This window comes from Rhodococcus sp. Z6_132, from assembly GCF_058133635.1.
Genome location: NZ_JBYUNP010000002.1, coordinates 871,393 through 893,254 on the forward strand (window position 1 = coordinate 871,393; position 21,862 = coordinate 893,254).

23 protein-coding genes are annotated in these 21,862 nt (G+C 71.2%); 6 read left to right on the top strand and 17 right to left on the bottom strand.

Features of this window, described 5'->3' with window-relative positions; genetic code table 11:
- Position 1: 1 nt before the first annotated feature.
- From fliF to AC3YO9_RS10855, 17 genes are all read right to left on the bottom strand, one after another.
- Positions 2-1,597, bottom strand: a complete 1,596-nt coding sequence (gene fliF / locus AC3YO9_RS10775; RefSeq protein ID WP_489983125.1) for a flagellar basal-body MS-ring/collar protein FliF — start codon at positions 1,595-1,597, stop codon at positions 2-4.
- A gap of 4 nt (positions 1,598-1,601) precedes the next feature.
- On the bottom strand, positions 1,602-1,922 hold the full coding sequence (gene fliE, locus AC3YO9_RS10780) for a flagellar hook-basal body complex protein FliE (protein WP_127783020.1): 321 nt from the start codon (positions 1,920-1,922) through the stop codon (positions 1,602-1,604).
- Between the two features lie 2 nt (positions 1,923-1,924).
- The gene (locus AC3YO9_RS10785) at positions 1,925-2,338 is read right to left on the bottom strand and encodes a flagellar basal body rod protein FlgC (RefSeq protein ID WP_127783019.1); all 414 of its coding nucleotides are present in this window, start codon (positions 2,336-2,338) and stop codon (positions 1,925-1,927) included.
- A gap of 4 nt (positions 2,339-2,342) precedes the next feature.
- A complete protein-coding gene (locus AC3YO9_RS10790) occupies positions 2,343-2,657 on the bottom strand; it encodes a flagellar basal body rod protein FlgB (RefSeq protein ID WP_489983465.1) in 315 nt (104 codons plus the stop codon).
- 162 nt (positions 2,658-2,819) lie between these two features.
- Positions 2,820-3,128: a hypothetical protein gene (locus AC3YO9_RS10795; protein WP_489983126.1), complete on the bottom strand. Its 309-nt coding sequence runs from the start codon at positions 3,126-3,128 to the stop codon at positions 2,820-2,822.
- A complete protein-coding gene (locus AC3YO9_RS10800) occupies positions 3,121-3,552 on the bottom strand; it encodes a flagellar export chaperone FliS (protein ID WP_489983127.1) in 432 nt (143 codons plus the stop codon). The genes AC3YO9_RS10795 and AC3YO9_RS10800 overlap by 8 nt, the downstream gene beginning before the upstream one ends.
- 47 nt (positions 3,553-3,599) lie before the next feature.
- Complete coding sequence (gene fliD / locus AC3YO9_RS10805; RefSeq protein ID WP_489983128.1) at positions 3,600-4,925, bottom strand: flagellar filament capping protein FliD; 1,326 nt, start codon at positions 4,923-4,925, stop codon at positions 3,600-3,602.
- Positions 4,926-5,021: 96 nt separating this feature from the next.
- Complete coding sequence (locus AC3YO9_RS10810) at positions 5,022-5,891, bottom strand: flagellin N-terminal helical domain-containing protein (protein ID WP_489983129.1); 870 nt, start codon at positions 5,889-5,891, stop codon at positions 5,022-5,024.
- A gap of 183 nt (positions 5,892-6,074) precedes the next feature.
- Positions 6,075-7,028, bottom strand: a complete 954-nt coding sequence (locus tag AC3YO9_RS10815; RefSeq protein ID WP_489983130.1) for a hypothetical protein — start codon at positions 7,026-7,028, stop codon at positions 6,075-6,077.
- 40 nt (positions 7,029-7,068) lie between these two features.
- A complete protein-coding gene (locus AC3YO9_RS10820) occupies positions 7,069-8,001 on the bottom strand; it encodes a sigma-70 family RNA polymerase sigma factor (protein WP_489983131.1) in 933 nt (310 codons plus the stop codon).
- Between the two features lie 629 nt (positions 8,002-8,630).
- The gene (locus AC3YO9_RS10825; RefSeq protein ID WP_489983132.1) at positions 8,631-10,034 is read right to left on the bottom strand and encodes a GGDEF domain-containing protein; all 1,404 of its coding nucleotides are present in this window, start codon (positions 10,032-10,034) and stop codon (positions 8,631-8,633) included.
- Positions 10,035-10,155: 121 nt separating this feature from the next.
- Positions 10,156-10,485, bottom strand: a complete 330-nt coding sequence (locus tag AC3YO9_RS10830) for a universal stress protein (protein ID WP_489983133.1) — start codon at positions 10,483-10,485, stop codon at positions 10,156-10,158.
- Entirely contained in the window at positions 10,410-10,595 is a 186-nt protein-coding gene (locus AC3YO9_RS10835) for a universal stress protein (RefSeq protein WP_489983134.1), read from the bottom strand. Before AC3YO9_RS10835 ends, AC3YO9_RS10830 begins: the two co-directional genes overlap by 76 nt.
- A 25-nt stretch (positions 10,596-10,620) precedes the next feature.
- Complete coding sequence (locus AC3YO9_RS10840; protein ID WP_489983135.1) at positions 10,621-11,013, bottom strand: SRPBCC family protein; 393 nt, start codon at positions 11,011-11,013, stop codon at positions 10,621-10,623.
- A gap of 4 nt (positions 11,014-11,017) precedes the next feature.
- Entirely contained in the window at positions 11,018-12,358 is a 1,341-nt protein-coding gene (gene nhaA, locus AC3YO9_RS10845) for a Na+/H+ antiporter NhaA (protein ID WP_489983466.1), read from the bottom strand.
- Positions 12,359-12,393: 35 nt separating this feature from the next.
- The gene (locus AC3YO9_RS10850; protein WP_489983467.1) at positions 12,394-13,857 is read right to left on the bottom strand and encodes a SulP family inorganic anion transporter; all 1,464 of its coding nucleotides are present in this window, start codon (positions 13,855-13,857) and stop codon (positions 12,394-12,396) included.
- A gap of 156 nt (positions 13,858-14,013) precedes the next feature.
- The gene (locus AC3YO9_RS10855) at positions 14,014-15,015 is read right to left on the bottom strand and encodes a LacI family DNA-binding transcriptional regulator (RefSeq protein ID WP_489983136.1); all 1,002 of its coding nucleotides are present in this window, start codon (positions 15,013-15,015) and stop codon (positions 14,014-14,016) included.
- Between the two features lie 200 nt (positions 15,016-15,215).
- Here AC3YO9_RS10855 and AC3YO9_RS10860 point away from each other — a divergent pair, with 200 nt between their 5' ends.
- From AC3YO9_RS10860 to AC3YO9_RS10885, 6 genes are all read left to right on the top strand, one after another.
- Entirely contained in the window at positions 15,216-16,262 is a 1,047-nt protein-coding gene (locus AC3YO9_RS10860) for a formamidase (protein ID WP_489983137.1), read from the top strand.
- Positions 16,263-16,433: 171 nt separating this feature from the next.
- Positions 16,434-17,087 (top strand): flavin reductase family protein, encoded by a 654-nt coding sequence (locus AC3YO9_RS10865; protein ID WP_489983138.1) that lies wholly within the window; start codon positions 16,434-16,436, stop codon positions 17,085-17,087.
- On the top strand, positions 17,084-17,887 hold the full coding sequence (locus AC3YO9_RS10870) for a carbon-nitrogen hydrolase family protein (protein ID WP_489983139.1): 804 nt from the start codon (positions 17,084-17,086) through the stop codon (positions 17,885-17,887). Before AC3YO9_RS10865 ends, AC3YO9_RS10870 begins: the two co-directional genes overlap by 4 nt.
- Positions 17,888-18,054: 167 nt before the next feature.
- Entirely contained in the window at positions 18,055-19,086 is a 1,032-nt protein-coding gene (locus AC3YO9_RS10875) for a 2,5-dihydroxypyridine 5,6-dioxygenase NicX family protein (protein WP_127783005.1), read from the top strand.
- Between the two features lie 25 nt (positions 19,087-19,111).
- Positions 19,112-20,380, top strand: coding sequence for an FAD-dependent monooxygenase (locus AC3YO9_RS10880; protein WP_489983140.1), 1,269 nt, complete (start codon positions 19,112-19,114; stop codon positions 20,378-20,380).
- An 83-nt stretch (positions 20,381-20,463) separates the two neighbouring features.
- On the top strand, positions 20,464-21,852 hold the full coding sequence (locus AC3YO9_RS10885; protein ID WP_489983141.1) for an MFS transporter: 1,389 nt from the start codon (positions 20,464-20,466) through the stop codon (positions 21,850-21,852).
- Positions 21,853-21,862: the final 10 nt, after the last annotated feature.

Consider the following 21,862-nt stretch of genomic DNA (forward strand, 5'->3'; position numbering starts at 1 on the left):
GTCACTTGTCCTTCTCGTTGAGCCAGCTGCGGAGCAGGCGGGCGACCTCGTGCGGCTCGTTGCCGGCCAGGGCGGCCACCCCCTGCTCACGGGCCCGCGCAGCGGCCTGCGTCGAGGGCGGCACGATGTCCTGCGGTGCCGGCGGGAGCAGGTCGGGGGAGTCGTTGAGCGCGGACAGGAACTCGTCCGGGTCGTAGGCCGGCTCGGTGCGCAGCGCGGCCTTGCGACGACGGCGGTTGGCGATGAGGGTGGCGACCACCAGCACCGCGACGAGCACCACCACCGCAAGGGTCTTGGCCATGGACATCAGCTGTTCTCTCTTCTCGCTGGCCGCGGTGGCGGCAGCCGCGGCAGCGGCGGTGTCGGCTGCGGCGTCGGCCGCGGTGGTGTCGAACGGGGCGCTGGCCACGGCCAGGGTGTCCCCGCGCTCGGTGTCCAGGCCCACCGCCGAGCTCACCAGCTGCTGCAGCGCAGCCTGGTCCACGGCGGGGGCGTTGCGGTCGAGCAGGACGGCGACGTTGAGGTTGCGGACCTGCCCGGGGGCGGAGTTGCGGGTGTCGGTGACCTGACCCACGGCGTTGTTCTTGGTGCCGGTGGTCTTGGTGTAGCCACCGTTGCCGTCGGTGGCGGCCTCGGCTCCGGCCACCGGCGGGGTGGCGGCCGCGCCCAGCACCCCGTTGTCGCCGGCCCCACCGTTGTAGGTCTCGGTGGTGGAGGACTCCGCCAGCGGGGGAACCTCGGCGTCGTAGACGTAGGTCTGCGAGACGGTGTTGGTCTTGTCGAAGTCCAGGTCGGCGTTCACCGTGACCACCGAGTGCCCGGCGCCCACCATCTGGTCCAGCATCTGCTGCACCGCGGTGTTCAGCCGGCCCTCGTACTGCCGGGTGGCCTCGCTGCGGGTGTCGGAGCCGGCGGCGGTGTCGTCGTCACCGAGGGCGCTGAGCACCTTGCCGGTGGAGTCGGAGACGCTGACCTGGTCGGCGGTGAGGCCGGGGACGCTGGAGGAGACGAGGTTGACCACCGACTGCACCTGCCCGGAGGTGAGCTTGGTGCCGGGAGCGGTGGTCAGCAGGACGGCGCCGGTGGGCTTCTTGGTGCCGTCGTCGTAGACGGTGTCCTTGGGGATCGCCAGGTGCACGGTGGCGTCGACGACGCCGTCGATGGAGCGGACGGTGTTGCCGATCTCGCCCTCCAGCGCCCGCTGGTAGTCCACCTGCTGCTTGAACTCCGAGGTGGTGATGCCCTCGTTGTCCAGCAGGCTGTAGCCGGACTTGCCCGAGGTGGGCAGGCCGGCCGAGCTCATGGTCAGCCGCAGGGCGTAGACGTCCTTCTCCGGCACCATGATCGAGGTGCCGTTGGCCGCCAGCTCGTAGGGGGTGCCGGTGGCGTTGAGCTTGTCGATCATCGCGCTGGCGTCGGTGGGGGCGAGGTTGGTGAACAGCGGGGCGTAGGTGGGCGCCGAGGCCCAGGTGGTGAAGAAGAAGCCACCGAGGGTGAGCGCCAGCACGGCGGCCACGGAGACCACCTTCTGGCCGGGGGTGAAGGCCAGGAAGCCCTGCCAGAACCGCTGCGCGCGGTCGACGACGATGTTCTTCACGATGTCAGGCCTGCATTCCCATGATCTGGTTGAACGCGTCGATGCCCTTGGTGCGGATCGCCGAGGCCAGCTCGGTGACCAGGCCCGCCTCGGTGGAGGCGATCGTGTAGTCGTGGATATCGGTCAGGTCGCCGGTGGCGGCCTGCACGGCCAGCCCGCTGGCCTTGTCCTGCGCGGTCTGCACCGTCTCCAGGCCCTTGCTGAGCATGGCGGCGAAGTCGCTGCCACCGGTGGCTGCGGGGGCGGTGGTCTCGGGGCTCACCGGCGCGAAGGGTGCGAAGGCGGGCAGGGCGGCACTGAGGGCGCCGATGGCGGGGATCGTCATGGTCAGCGGTTCTTTCCGATGTTGATGGCCTGCAGGTAGGTGTCCTTGGCGCGGTCGATCACCGCGGCGTTGGCCTGGAAGCCCCGCTGCGCCATGATCAGGTTGCCCATCTGCTCGGCCATGTCGATGTCCGGCAGCCGGACGTAGCCGTTCTCGTCGGCCAGCGGGTTGTCGGGCTGGTAGGTGAGGATTCCCTCGGCGCTGCCCTGCGGCAGCGAGGTGATCTCCACGCCCTGGCCGATGCCGTCGGGTCCGCCGGCGATCTCCTGGGCCTCCACGTAGGACGCCTGGAAGGCCGGGCCCGAGGTGGGCCGCGCGGTGTTGACGTTGGCGACGTTGTTGGCCAGCACGTCGATCCAGGTGCGGTAGGTGGTGAGCCCGGTCCCGGAGGCGTTGATGGCGGAGAAGAGGGTCATCGGCTCAGCCCTTGATCACGGTGCTTAGGAGGCTGTACTTGCCGGAGAGCGCGCTGGCCAGCAGCTGGTACTGCAGCTGGGTCTTCTGGTCGATGATCGTCTCGGCGTCGAGGTTGACGTTGTTGCCGTTCACCCCCGGGGTGTCGCCGGTGTCCTCCACCGACGCGGTGGCCCGGGCTGGGTCACCGGAGGCGACCGCGTCACGCAGGCTGGACTCGAACGAGACTCGGGACGCGCGGTAGTTGGGCGTCTCGATGTTCGCGATGTTGTCGGCGCTCACGCGCTGGCGGGCGGACAGGCTCGACAGAGCCGTGCGCATCGTCACCGAAGCAATGTCATCCAGCACGAGATGGACCTCACCTGTCGAGTCTCGCCAGTCCTTGGCAAGCGGGGTGAGCGATCCGTGCTCGAGGTTGTCATCGGCCGAGATCACGCTGAGTTGAGCAGTTGTTACTACGAGTTTTGCCTGAGCAGCAAGGGTTTACGCGCGCAGGTCCACCAGGGTCGGCTGCGGGGCGGCGGTGGCCACGCTGCGGCGGCGGGTGGCCGGGGAGAGCCGGGCGAGGTCGAGGGCGAGGCGGGCCTGCAGGGCGACCTGGCGGGCGAGCACCTCACGCGCGGCCGGGGCCAGCTCCGGGGGCAGCGGCGGCAGCTGCGGGGGGTGCCAGGGCTGGGTGGCCGAGGCCGGCAGCTCGGCTCCGGAGTGCAGCGCAGCCTCCAGGGCGTCGTTGTCCGCCGTCAGCGCGGCCAGGACCTCTTCCCAGGTGGGCTGCGCCGCAGGCTCAGCCAACCCACGCCGCCTGTCGGGCGGCCGGGGCCGCCGCGGCGCGGGCGATACCGGTCTGCAGCTGGACCTCGGCCTGCTTCCAGGTGTCCCGCAGGCCGGTGATGATGCCGGCGGCGGTGTCCAGGGCTCCGGGGGTGGGGGAGACGATGGCGTTCATCAGCTCGCGGAGCAGGTAGGTGTACAGCGAGGCGAGCTCGCCGGCGCCCTCCCACGCCGTGGTGTCCAGGCTGCCGAGCAGCTCGGCGACGATCTGCTGGGCGTGCTGGACGTGGTCACCGGCCGTGGCGGGATCGGCGCTGGCCAGACCCTCGACGCCGCGCTGGACGTCCAGCCAGAGGCGGTCGTAGAGGAGGACGATGCGGCGGGCCGGGGTGGCCGTGGCGACGGCGTCGGCGAGGTAGCGGGCACGAGCCAAGTCGCTGGACACAGGGTTCTCCTCGATGTCGGGGGAGCGTTCTGGGGGAGAGCAGTGAGCTAGTCGGACTTCTTGGAGGCATCGAGCGAGGAGAGCGCGGAGCTCAGCCAGGCCTGCGTCGAGTTCAGCTTGTTCACCGCCGCCTCCATGGCCGCGTACTTCTTCTGCATCGCGGTCTGGGTGTCGGCCAGGCGGGTGTCCCAGCTCTGGATCTGCTTGTTCAGGTTGGTCATCCGCTCGTTGCCCGAGGTGATCAGCAGGCTCAGCGAGCCCACCGCCGGTGCGCTGGCCCGCTCGGCCACGGTCGACAGTGCTGAGCCCAGCGCCTGCCCGGCGACGGTCTGCGTCTTCGTGGGATCGGCGGCGTGGGCGGCGGCGAAGGCGGCGGCGTCAAAGGTCAGGCCTCCGGTGTTGGTGAGCTGCACGCCGATGCTGTGGAAGCTGCCGCCGGTGCCGGTGCCCCGGCTGATGCTGGAGAGGATGTCCTGGCTGAGGGCCACGACCTGGGTGTTGCCCTGCAGGCTGCCGCCCTTGGCCGTGTACATGCCCACCTGTCCGAGCGCGGCGTTGGCGGCGTCCACCATGGTCTGCATCGCCTTGGTGATGGCGCTGGTGTCGCTGGCCACGGACACCGTCACTCCCGACGCCAGTGCCCCCACCGTGAAGGTGACCCCCGGCAGCGCCTCGGTGAAGGTGTTGGTGGACGAGGACACCGAGTAGCCGCCCGCGGCCGGGTCGCCGACCGTCAGCTGCGCGTTCTGCGCCGCCACGATCTGGGTGGGTGCGGTGCTGAGCCCGCTGATGCTGAAGGCGCCAGCGGTACCGGAGGAGGTGGCGCTGAGCTGCAGGCGCTGGGTGGTGCCGGTACCGGTGGCGTCGTCCACGTTCACCACCGAGGCCCGCACCCCGAGCCCGGCCTTGCTCAGCGCGGCCACCACGTCGCTGGCGCTGCCGCCGGTGAGGGCCACGTGGGTGGTGGTGGCGGTGCTGCCGGAGCCGATGGTCACGTCGATGCCGGCGGCGAAGTCGGCCACCACGTCACCGGCGACAGCGACGGTGCTGACCTGGGCGGCCGCCAGTCGGGTGACGCTGAAGGTCATGGCCGAGCCGGCCTGGGCGGCGCTGGTGCTGGTGGCGATCACCGAGGGCGAGGAGGAGCTGGCCGTGGCGGCGGTCCAGGTGCCCGCCAGCTTCACCGCGTCGGCGGCGGACTGCAGGGCGGTGATGCGAGTGTTGATCGACTGGTAGGCCGAGACCAGCGTCTGCGTGCTGCTCAGCTGCGTCTTCAGCTGCGCCTGGGGCTGGGCCGCCACCTGCATCAGCTGGGTGACCAGCGTCTTGGTGTCGATGCCCGAGGCCAGGCCGTCGAACGAGAAGGTAGCCACGCATGCTCCTTGTGGTGCCGATGCAGCACGGGCGGAGCCCTGCGGACAGGGCCCCGCCCGTGCTACCTGGGGTCAAGCGGTTCGAGCTGGTACGACTTACTGCAGGAGCTTCAGGATGGCCTGCGGGGCCGAGTTCGCCTGGGCCAGCACCGAGGTGGCGGCCTGGGTGAGGATCTGGGCCTGGCTCATGTTGGAGACCTCGGTGGCCAGGTCGGCGTCGGTGATGTTCGACCGCGAGGCAGACACGTTCTGGATGGTGGTCTGCAGGTTGGTCATGGTGTAGCTGAGCTGGTTCTGCGTGGCACCGATGTCGGACCGGGCCGCCGACACCGTCTTGATCGCGGCGTCGATGATCTCGATCGACTCACGGGCTGCGTCGGTGGTGCTCACGTCGATACCACCGGCAGCGGGTGTGCCCGCGGCCCCGGTCTTGAGGGTCGCGGCGTCGAAGGCCCCCAGCGTCAGGGTGATCTGCTCGCTGTTGGTGCCGTTGGCGCCGACCTGGAACTTGCCCTCGTAGCCAGCGCCTGCGGCGGTCCCGTTGTCGTCGAACAGGCGGGTGCCACCGAAGGCGGTGGTCTGGTTGATGTTGTTGATCTGCTCGTTCAGCTTGCCGATCTCGGCGGTGATGGCGTCACGGGCGTTGGTGTCCATGGAGCCACCGTTGGAAGCCTGGACGGTCAGGTCGCGCTGGCGCTGCAGGATCGTCTGCACGGTGGCCAGGGCGCCGTCAGCGATCTGGGCGACGTTGATGCCGTCCTGGGCGTTGCGGGTGGCCTGGGTGAGGCCGTTGATCTGGCTGGTCAGGCCCTGGCTGATGGACAGGCCGGCCGCGTCGTCCGCCGCCCGGTTGATCCGCAGGCCGCTGGAGAGCTTCTCGAAGGCGTTCTGCTGCTTGGCCTGGTTGGCCTGCAGGTTGCCGTAGGCGTTGAGCGCGGCGGTGTTGGTGTTGATGCGAAGACTCATGGGGTGTCCTCCTGGACAGAGTCAAGACGTGACCCGACGAGCGGGCCTGCCGGTCCATCCGTGGACCAACATGCCTTACCTATCGGCGCTGCTCCGAGGATGTTGAGCAGTCCTGACCAGGAATTTTCGCTGTGCCGCTGCAGGACTCGCGCAGGGGACACATCGCCCGGTCAGCGCGACCAGCTAGGTGGCGAGCGTGGTGACAACGGTGAGCCGCGGCTGCTCGCGAGCGGACAGGCTCCGCGCCAGCTGGGCCGAGCCGTGCCCGCGCTCGGCCGCCTCACCCGCGACAGCGGCGACGTCGGACACCTGCCCGAGGTCGATGGTCTGCACTCCCTGGCGCAGCGCCTGCTCCACCAGCTCAGCGGCGAGCAGCACCAGCGGGGAGTGCGCCAATCGGTGGTCGCTCTCGCCCCACGCGGCCACCAGCTCCACCGCCGGGCGCACCCGGTAGACCAGCGCCGCGGCGATCGGGGCACCCCGACGGAACACGCACACCATCCGCACGTGCGGGGCCAGCGGTGCACGAGCCCCGGCCAGGTCGTCCCAGGACAGCACCAGGTCCGCACCGCCGTGCAGCAGCCGGCGAGCGGCCTCCCACTCCGCGCGGCCCCGCGCCTCGCGGACCTGCAGGTCCTTGGCGCGCAGCCGGTCCAGCGCGGAGCGGGCCGGACGGCGGAGCTCGTCCACCCACTGCCGCGGCGACCGCAGGTGGCTCAGGTCCAGGTGCTGGTTGAGCTCGCAGCTGCGGACGGTGAATCCCTCGTTGAGCACGGTGAACTGCACCAGTGGCTCGTTGTCGCTGTGGCAGGCCGGCGGCAGGTGCAGCTCCACCTCGCGCACGCCCTGCGCGCCCAGCTTCTCCAGCGAGCGGCGCAGCACCGTGGCCACCACCGCCGGCGTGGCCCGGGCCGACACCAGGTCCAGCCCGGCCTCGACGCCCGTGCCGTCGCGGACGCCGCTGATGCCGCCGAAGAGCCGGCCGTCGGCACCGTGGATGCGCGTGGACAGGCACTGCTGACCGGTCCGGAGGCTGATCGACTGGATGGCGGTGCGGTGGAACAGCCCACGCCACGACTCGTCGGCGACACCCACCGCCACGCTCTCCGGACCCCGAACGTCACTCAGCAGGGTCATCGAGCGACCGTCCCCGCCACGCTGTCCCGCACCACGGCGCTCAGGCGGTGCAGCCGCGCGGCGCCGCGGCGGTGGTGCGGTAGGTCTCGGCGATGATGTCGCCGAGCACCGTGGACTTCTGCAGCCGGGTGGCCAGCGTGCCGCGCGAGGCGACGGCAGCGGCGTAGGCGGCCTCCTTGGCCTTGGTGCGGGTGGACTGCTTGGCCGTGGCGCTGCTGCGCTCGTTGGCGGCCAGACCAGCACGCAGCATGGTGAGCGCCTCGGCGCGGATCTGCGACACCCGCGAGGCCGTCACGCCCAGCTCGGCGGCGATCTCGGCCATCGGGCGCTGGTCGAAGAAGTAGGAGCGCACCACGTGCGCCAGCCGCTCGGGCAGCACGTCGATGGCGTCGTGCAGCAGGCCGAGCTGCTCGCGGTTGAGCAGCGTCTGCTCGGGGCCGGTGCCCCGGTCCTGCACCAGCAGCGCGCCGGTCTCCGGAGCGAAGCCCTGCAGGCTGAGCACGCTGGCCCGCTGCACGTCGGCCTCGTTGCTGCCCATCTCGGCCAGGGTGACGCCCATGGCGTTGGCGAGCTCTTCCGGCCGGGGCGCTCGGCCCAGCGCTGCGGTGAGCTCGCCGCGAACGGTCTCCAGCCGGCGGGCCTTGCCGCGCACCGACCGGCTCGCCCAGTCCATCCCGCGCAGCTCGTCCAGCACCGCACCGCGGATGCGGAAGGTGGCGAACCCGGTGAAGGGAATGCCACGGCCGGTGTCGAAGCTGCGGGCGCTGGCCACCAGCGCAGCCATCCCGGCGGAGATCAGGTCCTCGCGGGCCACGTGGTCGGGCAGCCGCACCGCGATCTGGCGGACGATGTGTCCCACCAGCGGCAGGTTCTCCTCGACCAGCAGGTCCACGGCACTGCGGATGGAACGGGGACGCCCCGCCCGGCGAGGGGCGTCGGCCACCACCGAGGTGGCGTGCGCGTTGTCTGACATCGGTACCCACTTCTGCTCAGGGAACTCAGTACCGACACAGCTGCGCTCCACCGGAGAAACAAGCTTCCCCGGAGCAGCGAATCCGCCCTCCGCACTGAACGATCGACTACATATCTACGGAGCGTGCGTAAGCGTTACACGCTGCGTGTGCATAAGTTGAACTATTCATCACCCACTGTCAATACGCCTGCCCTGACCTTGGGGTCTGCTTCTGCAGCGAGCGCGCCACGCCGAGCGGTGCTCGGTGGTGGAAACCTGGGCGAACCGCAGGTGCGCGGCGGCGTGAACCCCGGGTGAGGTCCGCGGCTCCCAGGCGGGATCGGTTGTGCCCGAGCACCTCTGCTGTCCCACTCAGTGGGACCGCGAGGCTTCCGGCCAGCGGGGCGGCCCGAAGTGTGATTAGTGAGCCGACAGTCAGCACGGGGGGGTTCGGCGGGCCGGGCGGTTACTTTGAGTAACCACACCGGCGGCAGAGTCCGGCGCGGAAGGGTGTGCAAGGTCGGGTTAGGAGCCGTCGTCAAGAATGGTGACCAGCTGCGCGTAATTAGGTGTTATCCCGGGTTCGGGACAACTCTGTCAGCAGTGCACACTTGTGTGCTCGGCTCCATTTTCGTGACCTTTCCAGCCCGTCAGGACGCCGACCAGCTGCGCGCACGGCGGGCCCGCTTGGCCGCGTACATCGCGGTGTCGGCCTCGCGCACCGCGTCGGCCACGCTGGTGCCCGGGGCCGCCGTGGCCATCCCCACGCTGCCCGACACCCGACCGCTCCCGGCGTCCCCGCCGCCCAGCAGCCCGGAGAGCGTGGCCAGCCGGTGCTGGGCCATGTCCCCGGCGTGGGGCATCAGCACCGCGAACTCGTCGCCTCCGAGCCGCACACACACGTCCTCGGCCCGGGAGTGCTGGCGCAGCACGTCCGCGCACCGGCGCAGCAGCTGGTCCCCGGCGGCGTGGCCGTAGGTGTCGTTCACCAGCTTCAGCCCGTCCAGGTCCACCGTGAGCACCGTGACGTGGCGACCGTCGTCCACCTGCTGCTGCGCGGCGACCAGCGCCTCGTCGAACGCCAGGCGGTTGCCCAGCCGGGTCAGCGGGTCGCGCCGTGCCGCCGAGGCGTGCTCGGCGGCACTGGCCCGCAGCTCCTCGCGCAGCGCGGCGGTGTGCAGCACGACCCCGGCCGCGTCGGCCACCTGCCGGGCCAGCTCCTGGCGCAGCGCGGTGAACCCCCGGGGGTCGGCGTCGGTGTGCGCAGCCACCAGCACGCCACCGGCCTCGTCCGGGATCGGCACCACCAGCAGGGAGCGCACCCCGGCCGCCAGCGACAGCGCACCGGGCAGGTCGCGGCCGGTGGTGTCCTGCACGCACAGCATCGTGGCGCCCACCCCCTGGCGCAGCAGCAGCACCGCTCGGGCCACCGCCGGGTCGGCTGGGTCCACCCCTGGCCAGCTGCTCAGCACCGTGGGCCCGGAGCTGGCGTAGCAGAGCGCCCCGACGTCGCAGCCCAGCGCGTCCAGGGCGACCGTGAGCACGTGGCGCAAGGTTCCCGCGAGGTCCTGCGGCGCGCCCGTGGTGACCGCACGGACAGCGTGCAGCACCTCCAGCTCGTCCGCCAGCCGCTTGGCGGGGGTGATGTCGTCGACCACCGAGCTGACCGTCATGGCGAGCGCGCAGAGAGCCTGGTCGTCAGCCTCGGGCGCCAGCACGCCGGTGGGGCTGGCCAGGATCACCACCACGTCCGGGCTGGTGCGCACCACCGCGCCGGAGCGGGCCGCGTAGGAGCCCAGCACCTGGCTGCGGTGGGCGTGGTCGAAGCGGTGGACGCCGTGCACGCGGGAGGGCAGGTGGGCGATGCTGAGCTCGCCGTGGGTGTCGGCGTCCACCACGCCCACCCAGTCCCGGCCGCCGCCGAGTCCGCCCAGGTGCGCCCAGGCCGCGCCGGAGAGCCGCCGGAACACCAGCGCGTCCAGCACCCCGAGGTGCTGGGCCCGCTCGCGGACCGACCACACGTGGATGCTGCTGGGCGACGAAGCTGGGTGCACGCGTGTTCCCCCCGGAATGACGGTGCGCCGCCACGACTCCGCCACAGCTCGTGACGGCCCCCCGTGGTGACACTGACGTCACATCCTCGCACCTGCAGGGTTCCGCGACCCGAGAATCGCGCTAGCGGGGCAGCCGCGGTTCCGGCACCACGACCACGGGGCAGGGCGCGTGCTGCACGCACTGCTGGCTCACCGACCCCAGCAGCGCCGCCGCCAGCCCACGGTGACCGCGGGTGCCCACCACCAGCAGCTCGGCGCCGTCGGCGGCGTCCACCAGGACCTGCGCGGCGTGGCCCTCGCTGGCGGTCTGCTGCACCCGTGCGGCGTCGTGCTCACCGAGCGCGGCCCGCACCGTGCGGTCCAGCATCGCCGCGGTCAGCACGGGCACGGGATCGTTCGGTGGGTACACCGGCGCCCACCCGTAGGCCGCGGGGTGCTCCCAGGCAGCCACTGCCGCACCTGTGCGCCGGTCAGCTCGGCGTGGCGCACCGCCCACCGCAGCGCGTGCCCAGAGCCCGCCGATCCGTCCACGCCCACCACGATCGTGCCGTTGTCGGTCACCGCCGCCCCCGTCCCGCCTCGGGCGTCAGGGCCGCACCAGCTGGGTGAGCGACCACTGCGCGATCGGAGCGTAGGACAGTGCGACGGGAACCAGCCCGTCGATGCGCAGCGTGCTGCTCGTGCCCCCCTCGGGGGCCTCCTGCACGTCGTGCAGCAGGTCCAGCTGCATCTTCAGGTGCCGGATGCGCACGCGCCACGACCACGTGCGCTCGGCCGGCTCCACGACGAGCACCCGGAAGTCGCCGACCAGACCCGTGGGCCCGTGCACCTGCCCGATGGTGCCGGCCTGCAGCACCTCGTCGGCGCAGTCCACCCGGCGGATGTAGGGCGACCACGTCGGCCACCGGGCCGGGCGCACGTAGCGGTCCCACACCACGTCGGGGGTGGCCGCACCGGTCGCCGAGACGGTGACCCGCACGGGGTCAGTCGCTCTGCTGGTAGATGTCCGGGATGCCGTCGCGGTCGAGGTCGAGCTCCTCGGTCTTGGCCACCCGCCGGTAGTGCGCGTTGCGCAGCCGCAGGATCACCGCAGCCAGCAGCGCGGCGATCACCGATCCGGTGAGCACCCCCACCTTGACGTGCTCGTCCCGCAGGCTGCCCAGCCCGAACGCCAGCTCGCCGATGAGCAGCGACACGGTGAACCCGATGCCGGCCAGCACCGAGACGCCGAAGACGTCCACCCAGCGCAGCGACGGGTCCAGGCCGGCCCTGGTGAACCGCGACACCAGCCAGGTGGCGCCGAACACGCCCACCGCCTTGCCCACCACCAGGCCCAGCACGATGCCGATGGCCACCTTGTCGGTGAGCGCGTCGCCGAAGCCGCTGAGCCCGCCCACGGTGACCCCGGCGGCGAAGAAGGCGAACACCGGCACCGCGAACCCGGAGGACAGGGGGCGCAGCCGGTGCTCGAAGTGCTCGGCCAGCCCGGGACCGGCGTCCGGTCCGCCGGCGGCCTGGCTGCGCACCACCGGCACGGTGAAGGCGAGCAGCACCCCGGCCACCGTGGCGTGCACCCCGGAGGCGTGCACCAGCGCCCAGGTGGCCAGCGCCAGCGGGATCAGCAGCCACCAGGTGCGCACCCGGCGCTGCACCAGCCACCCGAACGCGGCCAGCGGCAGCAGGGCCAGCAGCAGGGGAGTGATGGCCAGCCCGCTGGTGAAGAACACGGCGATGATGGCGATGGCGAAGAGGTCGTCCACCACCGCCAGGGTGAGCAGGAAGGTGCGCAGCGCGATGGGCAGGTGGGTGCTGATCACGGCGAGCACCGCCAGCGCGAACGCGATGTCGGTGGCGGTGGGGATGGCCCAGCCCTGCAGGGCTCCGTCGCCGGTGTTCAGGTTCACCAGCACGTAGACCAGCGCCGGGACGGCCATCCCGCCCAGCGCCGCCATCACCGGCAGGGCCGCCCGGCGCGGGTCACGCAGGTCACCGGCGACGAACTCGCGCTTGACCTCCAGCCCGGCCACGAAGAAGAAGATGGCGAGCAGCCCGTCGGCGGCCCACTGGCCCACGGTGAGGTCCAGGTGCAGCGCGTGCGGGCCGAAGGTGAAGTCACGGAGGGCCTCGTAGGCCCCGGACGCCGGGGTGTTCGCCCAGACCAGCGCCGCCACGGTGGCCACCAGCAGCAGCGCCCCGCCCAGCGTCTCGCCCCGCAACAGGTGCGCGACTCGGCTGGCCTCCGGCCAGGAGCCGCGGCTGAAGAGGGTGTTGTTGGGGGGTGCAGTGGTCACGTTCGTGCCTCCGTCAGGGGTCGCCAGCAGAATCGCCGACCAGACTTCCCGGCACACCGATCACTACCTTACTGGTTCAGTGTCCCCGCCAGGCGCAGGTGGCGCCGCTCGCTGTCGTCGTTCATGCCGATGATGCTCACGCTCGCCCCCCGGGCGCGGTACTTCTCGGTCACGGCGTCCAGCGAGGCGACGGTCGAGGCGTCCCAGACGTGCGCCTGGGCCAGGTCGATCACCACCTGCGCCGGGTCGTCGGCGTAGCGGAAGGCGAACACCAGGTCGTTGCTGGAGGCGAAGAACAGGTTGCCGTGCACCCGGTAGTGCACGGTGGCGCCGTCGGGGGAGAGCTCGCGGTCGACCTCCACCAGGTGGGCCACCCGCCGGGCGAAGGCCACCATCGCCACGAGCACGCCGACCCCCACCCCGTAGGCCAGGTTGTGGGTCGTCACGGTGACCACCACGGTGGAGAGCATCACCAGCGTCTCGCTGCGGGGCATCCGCACCAGGGTGCGCGGGTGGATGCTGTGCCAGTCGAAGGTGCCGACGGACACCATCACCATCACGCCGACCAGCGCGGCCATCGGGATGCGGGCCACCACGTCGCCGAGGACCACCACCAGCACCAGCAGCAGCACCCCGGCCAGGAAGGTGGACAGCCGGGTGCGCGCCCCGTTGCGCACGTTGATCATCGTCTGCCCGATCATGGCGCAGCCGCCCATGCCGCCGAAGAAGCCGGTGACGATGTTGGCCACGCCCTGGCCCCACGACTCGCGGGTCTTGTTCGAGTGGGTGTCGGTGATGCCGTCCACCAGCTTGGCGGTCATCAGCGACTCCAGCAGCCCCACCATGGCGATGGCCAGGGCGTACGGGGCGATCACCTGCAGCGTCTCCAGGCTGAGCGGCACGCCGGGCACCCCGAGCACGGGCAGGCTGTCCGGCAGCTCGCCCTGGTCGCCCACGGTGGGCACCGCCACGTGCGCGGCCACGGTGAACGCGGTGAGCGCCACGATGGCCACCAGCGGCGCGGGCACCGCCTGGGTGAGCCGGGGCAGGCCCACCATCACCACCAGGCCCACCGCGAGCAGCGCGTACACCGTCCACGGCACGTTGCGCAGGTAGGGCAGCTGGGCGGTGAAGATGAGGATGGCCAGCGCGTTGACGAAGCCCACCATCACGCTGCGCGGCAGGAAGCGCATCAGCCGGGCCACGCCCAGACCGGCGAGCACCACCTGCAGCACCCCGCCGAGGATCACCGCGGCGAAGAGGTGCTCCACCCCGTGCTCGCGGGCCAGCGGAGCCACCACCAGGGCCACCGCCCCGGTGGCGGCGGAGATCATCGCCGGCCGACCGCCCACGATGGCGATGGTCACCGCCATGGTGAAGGAGGCGAACAGGCCGACGCGCGGATCCACTCCGGCGATGATGGAGAAGGAGATGGCCTCAGGGATCAGCGCCAGGGCCACCACCAGCCCGGCCAGCACCTCGGTGCGCAGCACCCGCGGGGTGAACCAGGCCGGGCGGGTGAGCGCGGGCAGGGGAGGGAGAGAGGGCGCGGGTGGGAGAGAGGGCGCGGGTGGGAGAGAGGGCGCGGGTGGGAGAGAGGGCACTGCAGCGGCTGCTTTCCGACGACGTCGTGGGGACGGGCTGGCCCGCGACGCTGCGGCTCCGGCGCGGGAGACCTTAGTCCGCGCTCAGACCGCCAGTGGTGCAGTGGTGGCCCGCGCGACCAGCTGGGGCTTGAGCGCCACCGACGACGCAGGCAGGCGGTGGGTCAGCGCCAGCAGCGTCTCGGCCGCCCGCACCCCCATCTCCTGCAGCGGGGCGCGCACCGTGCTCAGCGGCACTGCCAGCTCGGCGGCGATGGGAATGTCGTTGTAGCCGATCACCGACACGTCGTGGCCGGGGCGAAGCCCGCGGTCCCGCAGCACCCCCAGCGCACCGATGGCGGCGTCGTCGTTGGTGGCGAAGATCGCCGTGGGCGGACAGGGCCCGTCCAGCAGCGCCTCGGTGCCGCGCCGTCCGGCAGCGACGTCGAAACCCTCCTCGCGGACGTGCTCGGCGGGCAGCGCCACCCGGGCCCGCTCCAGCGTGGCCCGGAAGCCGGTGACCCGCTCCGCCGCGGTGCTGGCCCACAGCGGTCCGGCGACCACGCCGATGCTGCGGTGGCCCAGCTCGAGCAGGTGGGTGGCCGCCAGCTCGCCGCCGGCCACGTCGTCGGTGGTCACCGACGGCGCGCCGGCACAGCGGCGGCTGACCAGCACCAGGTCGATGCCGCGCTCCACCAGCCGGGCGATGTTGTCGTTGTCCAGCCGGGAGTCGCCGATGATCAGCCCGTCCACCGCTCGACCGAGCAGCAGCTCCACCAGGCGCTGCTGCTCGGCGGGGTCGTCACGGGTGTTGGAGACGAACGTGGCGTAGCCCGCGCGGTTGGCGGTCTCCTCCACGGCGTCGTACACCGCAGCCAGCACGGTGTCGGTGAGCCGGGGCACCAGCACACCGAAGGCCATCGACCGGCGGGTGGTGAGGCTGGCAGCGTTGGGGTTGGGCACGTAGCCCATCTCGCGGGCCAGCTCGAGCAGCTCGCGGTCGCGGGGGCTCGCCGAGTCGCCGTCCACCGCCGCTCGGCGCAGGGCGCGCGACACCGTGGAGACGTGCACGCCGGCGGCCACCGCCACCGTCTTCAGCGTCACCATCGAGCGGCTGGTGCTGGCCGCTGGAGCTCGTTCTCGCACTGGGACCCCCTGGAGTCGCACGGCCGTGCCGTGCCCGTCGGGACAGGCTGCGGCCGGCCCCGGGCAGCGGCGCCCGCACCGGGGCACCGACAATTTCACTGTAGCGTTGGGAGCAATCGATTGCGCAAAATTGCGTCCGACCAGCCGAGAGGAAGCCGCCGATGACTGGCCTCAGTGGACTCAACCCGCCCGAGGGAGCCCTCACCCTGGGGCTGGTGCAGCAGCAGGTCCCGCTGGTGAACACCACGAAGGATGTGGCCGCGGTGGTGGACAGCGTGTGCGCCACGGTCACCGAGATCGCCACCGCGTTTCCCACCGTGCAGCTGCTGGTCTTTCCTGAGTACGGCCTGCACGGGCTCCGCAAGGGTGCCTGGGCGCGGGACGAGCTGATGCTCGTCCTGGGCGGCCCGGAGGTGGAGCGGCTGCGTGCGGTGTGCGCGCAGACCGGGACGTGGGGCTGCTTCAGCATCATGGAGCGCAACCCACAGGGCGCCCCGTTCAACTCGGGAATCATCGTGGACGCCTCCGGCGAGATCGTGCTGTACCAGCGCAAGCTGCACCCGTGGGTGCCCAAGGAGCCGTGGGAGCCCGGCGACGGGGGGATTGCGGTGTGCGACGGGCCGGGCGGTTCCCGGCTGGCCCTGCTGATCTGCCACGACGGGATGTTCCCCGAGGTGGCGCGAGAGGCCGCCTACCGCGGCGCCAACGTGCTGCTGCGCACCGCCGGCTACAAGTTTCCGCTGCAGCAGTCCTGGCGCATCACCAACGAGGCCAACGCCTTCCACAACCTCGCCTTCACCGCCTCGGTGGCGCTGGCCGGCGACGACGGCAACAGCATCGGCTCGATGGGGGAGTCGATGGTCTGCGACTTCGAGGGCACCGTGCTGGCCAAGGGCGACGCCACCCCCGGACGGGTGCTCACCGTGTCCATCGAGCCGTCCCGGGCTGACGCCGCCCGCCGCACCTGGGGCGTGGAGAACAACATCTACCAGCTGGGCCACCGCGGCTTCACCGCGGTGCGCGGGGGTGCCCGCGACTGCCCCTACACCTTCATGACCGACCTGGTGAAGGGCGAGTACCGGGTGCCCTGGGAGGCCGAGGTCCAGGTCACCGACGGCACCGCCGACGGGTACGGACCAGGGCGCGAGCCCGGCAGCGCCGAGGACACCGCGCGCGCCGGGCTGCGGCGCTCCCTGGGGCAGCCCTAGCACCTGAACCCCCCGTCGGCCGGGGCTGGGTAACAGCTGGGTAAAACCTCCGCTCACCACCCGCCAAGGGGTGTTGCTCGTGCAGTGCGCAGGTTACTGTGCAACCGATTGCACGAGCAGTTGCACACGAGTAGGCGACCCCGCAGCGTGGCCGCCCGGGAGGCAGGACCAGTGGACAACGTGACCGCGGGGACGGCGTCGAGCCGCACCTTCGACCTGACCGAGCTCGGCGACGCCGACGTCTACAAGCTGCTCTCCTGCGCGGTCCAGCCGCGCCCCATCGCCTGGGTCTCCACCGTGGACGGTGCCGGCGTGCGCAACCTCGCGCCGTTCAGCTTCTTCACGGTCGCCTCGCGCAACCCGGCGACCCTGGCGGTGTCCATCGGCGAGCGCATCGGCTTCCCCGGCCAGGACAAGGACACCCTGGTGAACATCCGCGAGACTGGCGAGTTCGTGGTGAACATCCCGTCGGTGGACAACGCCGCGGCGGTCACCGCCAGCTTCGCCACGGTGGAGCCGCACGTGGACGAGTTCGACCTGGCCGGCGTCACCGCCATCGACTCCCTGCAGGTGGCCGTGCCCTCGGTGCAGGAGTCGCTGATCTCGCTGGAGTGCCGCTTGGCCCAGGCAGTGCCGCTGGGCACCGACACCCTGGTCCTGGGCACCGTGCTGGCCGTGACGGCCCGCCACGACGCCATCGACGAGCACGGCTACACCGACGTCTCCACCGGCAAGTGGCTGGCGCGACTGGCGGGGCCCTACTACTCCAACCTCACCCACAGCGTCCACCAGGGCGGCGGACCCGACGCAGGGTCCTTCCGGTGAGCAGCATCGGCGTGGCGGTGGTGCAGACCCCGGCCGTCAGCAGCTCCCCGGAGGTGGCGCTGGACCACCTGGACACGGTGGTGACCCAGCTCGGCGAGCAGGGCGCCGACGTGGTGGTGCTGCCCGAGCTCGCCGTCACCGGCTACGACCTGACCCTGGACTACCCCGCCATCGCCGAGGCCACCACCGAGCTGACCACCGCCCGGCTCACCGCGCTGGCGGTGCGCACCCAGACCACGGTGGTGACCGCGGTTCCGCGCCTGGACACCTCCGGCCGGCTGCACAACTGCTCGCTGGTCCTGACCGCCGACGGCCGCGAGCACCGGGGCGCCAAGCGCTACCTGTGGGGCGGCGAGCGCGCGGTCTTCCAGGCGGGCGACGCCAGCGGGCTGCTGGTGCCCACCGCGGTCGGGACGGTCGGCGTGGTGATCTGCTACGAGGCCGGCTTCCCGGAGACCGTCCGCGAGCTGGCCGTGGCCGGCGCTGACGTCATCGCGGTGCCCGCTGCCTTCGGCCGGGCTCGCCGGCACATCTGGCGGCTGCTCACCGTGTCGCGGGCGGTGGAGAACGGCTGCATCGTCGCCGCCGCCGGGCTGTGCGGGGAGAACGCCCAGGGGGTCGCCTTCGCCGGGCACTCCACCGTGGTGGACCCGCGCGGCACCCGGCTGGTGGAGCTGGGCGATACCCCGGACGCCGCGGTGGTCCACGTGCCGGCCGGCGCGATCGAGCAGGCCCGCGCGGAGCTGCCGTACCTGGCCGATCTGCAGCGGATGAGCCGGTCTCGTGTTACGGCTTCATGAAATCCCACAAATCGGCCCGCAGGGGATCGACACTCGAATATCCACGGGTTAGCGTCCTGAGCAACCGATTGCACAACCAGTTTCCGACACCGCCCTCCCGGCGGTGGAGCACCAGCTCCGTCGGACAGGCCCCCCGCCGTCCCTCGGCGACAAGGAAAGGGAGACCGATGTTTGACCTGAGGTCCGCAGACCTGCTCCGCGCGTTCACCCGTCAGCTGGAGCTGTGCAAGGTGCAGCGTGGCGAGCACGTCGTCGTCCTGACCGAACCCAGCAGCCGGGGCGACTACGTGGCTGCCGCGTTCGGCGCCGCCCAGACCCTGGGTGCGCACGCGCTGGTCGTCACCGCCTCCGGGGGCAGCCCCGCACCCATGCCCAGCACGCACACCGGCGCCGGCCCCGGCCTGGTGTCGGTCCTCGCCGACCAGGTCGCCCAGGGCGTGCTCAAGGCGGCCGACCTGGTGGTGGACCTGACCAGCGAGGGCTTCATCCACGCCCCCGTGCAGCAGGAGATCCTCGCCGCGGGCACCCGCATCATCTTCGTCTGCGACGCCCCTGAGGTGCTCATCCGCAACATGCCTCAGGAGGGTGACAAGGCGCGGGTGCAGGCCGGCGTCGACCTGGTCAACCGGTCGCAGGTGATGCACGTCAGCTCCGCCGCGGGCACCGACCTCACCGTCGAGCTGCGCAATGCCCAGCCGGAGTTCCAGGTGGGTTTCGCCGACGACCCGGGCCGCTGGGACCACTGGCCGTCCACGATGGTGCTCTGCTGGCCGGAGATCTCCAACGGCGTCATCGTGCTGGACGAGGGCGACATCCTGCTGCCGTTCAAGGAGTACGTGCGCTCGCGCACCACCCTGCACGTCAACAACGGCCAGATCGTGGAGGTCACCGGTGGCGCCGAGGCGACCATGCTGAACACCTTCTTCGAGGACTCCGAGGACAAGTGGGCGCGGTACCTCTCGCACATGGGCTGGGGCCTGATGAAGACCGGCGACTGGTTCGCCACGGCGATGTACGGCAAGAACGAGATCATGGGCATGGACGCCCGCGCCTTCGCCGGGAACTTCCTCTGGTCCACCGGGCCGCACCCGGTGCTCGACCGCGACTCCTACGCCCACCTGGACATTGCGCAGCGCAACAACACCGTCCGCATCGACGGGACCACCGTGGTCGATGCCGGCCACCTCGTCGAGCACTAGACCCCTCCAGCGACAGGAGCACACCATGGCCCCGAGCCAGTCCTACGAGGTCCTGATCGTCGGTGGCGGTCTGGGCGGACTCACCGCCGCCCTGGCGCTGCGCCGGTTCGGCCTCCGCGTCACCGTCCTGGAGGCGGCCCCGCAGCTCGGCGAGGTCGGTGCCGGCATCCAGACCGCGCCCAACGCCAGCAAGGTCCTCATGGGCATGGGGCTGCGCCGCCAGCTCGAGGCCATCCGCACCGAGCCACTGGACCAGGTGCGCCGCCGCTGGGAGGACGGCTCGATCATCGGCCTCACGTCGCTGGGGGAGTTCGTCAAGGACAACTACCTGGCGCCGTACTGGCACTACCACCGCGCCGACCTGCACAACGTCATCCTGGACGCCTGCCGCGACCCGCTGCAGCCGGGCCCGGTGGTGCAGCTGCACACCAACAGCCGGGTGGTGGACCTGGACCGGTTCACACCGGAGCGACCGGTGGTGCTCACTGCCGACGGCTCCCGCCACGAGGCCGACGTGGTGATCGGTGCCGATGGTGTGCGCTCGCGGGTCCGCGAGGCCGCCGGCTTCGACGACAACCTGGTGTTCTCCGGCGAGATGGCCTACCGGGCGCTGATCCCCGGTGAGCGGATCTTCAAGGACCCGGCCACCCGCTTCCTCTTCGATCGCTTCCAGTCGACCATCTGGTACGGCCCCGGTCGCCACCTGGTGCACTACCTGCTGCGCGGCGGGGAGTACCTCAACGTGGTGGCCCTGGTGCCCTGCACCGACGAGGTGCGCGACGGCGGACCGGTGACCGCGACCGCCCAGCAGCTCACCAACGAGTACCTCGACTGGGACGACCGGGTGCAGGCGATGCTGTCCAAGGCCAACGACGACGTGCTGCTGCAGGCGCTGCACTACCGCCGCCGCGACCCGGTGTGGATCGACGGCCGGGTGGCACTGCTCGGCGACGCGGCACACGCGATGCTGCCGTACCAGGCCCAGGGAGCCTCGCAGGCCATGGAGGACGCCGCGGTGCTGGCCGAGGAGCTGGGCCGGGTCACCCGCTCGGGGATCGACGACGCCCTGGTGCGCTACGTGGCCCGCCGGGCCAAGCACGCCGGCATGGTGCAGGACGCCTCGCTGGCCAACATGGACCTCTACCACCTCGAGGACGGCCCGGAGCAGCGTGAGCGCGACGCCAAGCTCAAGAACTTCAACGGCGAGTCCATCGTCTCCTACGAGTGGCTGTGGAGCGGCACCCCGCTCAACGACCCCGACAACGAGAGCTTCATCTACCAGTTCGCCAAGTAGGCCAACCCTTTCGGCGACCAAGCACCACCCCCTCCAGTGCAACGCCGCACTGTCGACCCTCTGACTCGACAGGAAGTAGAACCATGAAGACCGGCGAACAGATCGTCCAGGGGCTGCCCTGGAGATGGAACGTGCAGGGTCGCATCTTCATCATCGGTGGCCTCGGGTACATGTTCGACGCCTGGGACGTCGTGCTCAACGGCTTCCTCACCCCCCTGGTGGGCGACTTCTGGAACCTGTCCACCCCGGAGCGCAGCCTGGTGGCCACGGCGAACCTCATCGGCATGGCCGTCGGTGCCGTGGTGTGGGGCACGGTGGCCGACAAGATGGGCCGCAAGAAGGCCTTCAGCATCACCATGCTGATCTTCGCGCTGTTCTCGGTGCTCGGGGCGTTCTCGCCCAGCTACGAGGTGTTCATCGCGCTGCGGTTCCTCGCCGGGTTCGGCCTGGGTGGCTGCATCCCGGTGGACTACGCCATCGTCAGCGAGTTCTCCCCGAGCAAGCTGCGCGGACGGGTGCTGGCCGCCATGGACGTGTGGTGGCCGATCGGCGGCACGGTGTGTGGCCTGGTAGCCACGGCACTGGTGCCCATCGACGGCGACGAGCGCTGGCGCTGGATGCTGATGTTCATGGTGCTGCCGGCGCTGCTGCTGTTCTGGGTGCGTCGCGGTGTCCCGGAGTCACCGATGTTCCTGGCCAAGGCCGGCCGCGAGGCTGAGGCCCGTCAGGTCATCGACACCCTGGTCACCAACACCGGCGTCACCCCCGAGCCCTACGAGTTCGCCCCGCAGCCGCCGGCCGAGAAGATGAGCGTGAAGGCTGCGTTCACCCAGCTGCGCGACATCTGGCGCTTCAGCCCGCGCATCACGGCCACCGCCTGGCTGCTGTTCGTCACCATCATGCTGCTGTACTACGCCGCGCTGACCTGGATGCCGACCATCCTGCGCGAGCAGGGATACGGCGACCAGGCGGCCTTCGCCGGCACCACGCTGATGACCGGTGTGGGCATCATCGGCGTGCTCACCTCGGCCTGGCTCTGCGAGGCCTACGGGCGCAAGTGGGTGATCGGCCTGTCCGGTCCCATCGCGGCGGTCGCGCTGGTGCTGTTCGCGATGATGCTCGACGTCGGCAACGTGGCGCTGATCTGGCTGGCGGTGTTCGGCTTCCTGATCCAGCTGACCATCCCGGTGCTCTACGCCTACGTGTCCGAGCTGTACCCCACCGAGATCCGGGCCTCGGGGTTCGGCTGGGCCTCCTCGGTGAGCCGGGTGGCCACCGGGTTCGCCCCGCTGCTGTTCGGCTCGCTGCTGTGGCCGGTGTTCGGGCTCCCGCTGACCTTCGCCATCTCCGGCATCGCGGTGCTCGTCGCGGTGCTGTGGATGATCGTCGGCGCCCCGGAGACCAAGGGCCGCGAGCTCGACGGCATGGACGAGATCGAGACGCCGCTCATCGTCGTCAAGAGCAACGGGTAAGGAGCCCCTG

Excerpts from the sequence above, each read along its gene's own strand:
- AC3YO9_RS10815 (WP_489983130.1), bottom strand. The coding sequence starts at position 7,028 with ATGACCCTGCTGAGTGACGTTCGGGGTCCGGAGAGCGTGGCGGTGGGT.
- AC3YO9_RS10810 (WP_489983129.1), bottom strand. The coding sequence starts at position 5,891 with ATGAGTCTTCGCATCAACACCAACACCGCCGCGCTCAACGCCTACGGC.
- AC3YO9_RS10885 (WP_489983141.1), top strand. The coding sequence starts at position 20,464 with ATGAAGACCGGCGAACAGATCGTCCAGGGGCTGCCCTGGAGATGGAAC.
- AC3YO9_RS10790 (WP_489983465.1), bottom strand. The coding sequence starts at position 2,657 with ATGCGCACGGCTCTGTCGAGCCTGTCCGCCCGCCAGCGCGTGAGCGCC.
- AC3YO9_RS10855 (WP_489983136.1), bottom strand. The coding sequence starts at position 15,015 with ATGGTGACGCTGAAGACGGTGGCGGTGGCCGCCGGCGTGCACGTCTCC.
- AC3YO9_RS10785 (WP_127783019.1), bottom strand. The coding sequence starts at position 2,338 with ATGACCCTCTTCTCCGCCATCAACGCCTCCGGGACCGGGCTCACCACC.
- AC3YO9_RS10820 (WP_489983131.1), bottom strand. The coding sequence starts at position 8,001 with ATGTCAGACAACGCGCACGCCACCTCGGTGGTGGCCGACGCCCCTCGC.
- AC3YO9_RS10860 (WP_489983137.1), top strand. The coding sequence starts at position 15,216 with ATGACTGGCCTCAGTGGACTCAACCCGCCCGAGGGAGCCCTCACCCTG.
- AC3YO9_RS10880 (WP_489983140.1), top strand. The coding sequence starts at position 19,112 with ATGGCCCCGAGCCAGTCCTACGAGGTCCTGATCGTCGGTGGCGGTCTG.
- AC3YO9_RS10875 (WP_127783005.1), top strand. The coding sequence starts at position 18,055 with ATGTTTGACCTGAGGTCCGCAGACCTGCTCCGCGCGTTCACCCGTCAG.
- fliE (WP_127783020.1), bottom strand. The coding sequence starts at position 1,922 with ATGACGATCCCCGCCATCGGCGCCCTCAGTGCCGCCCTGCCCGCCTTC.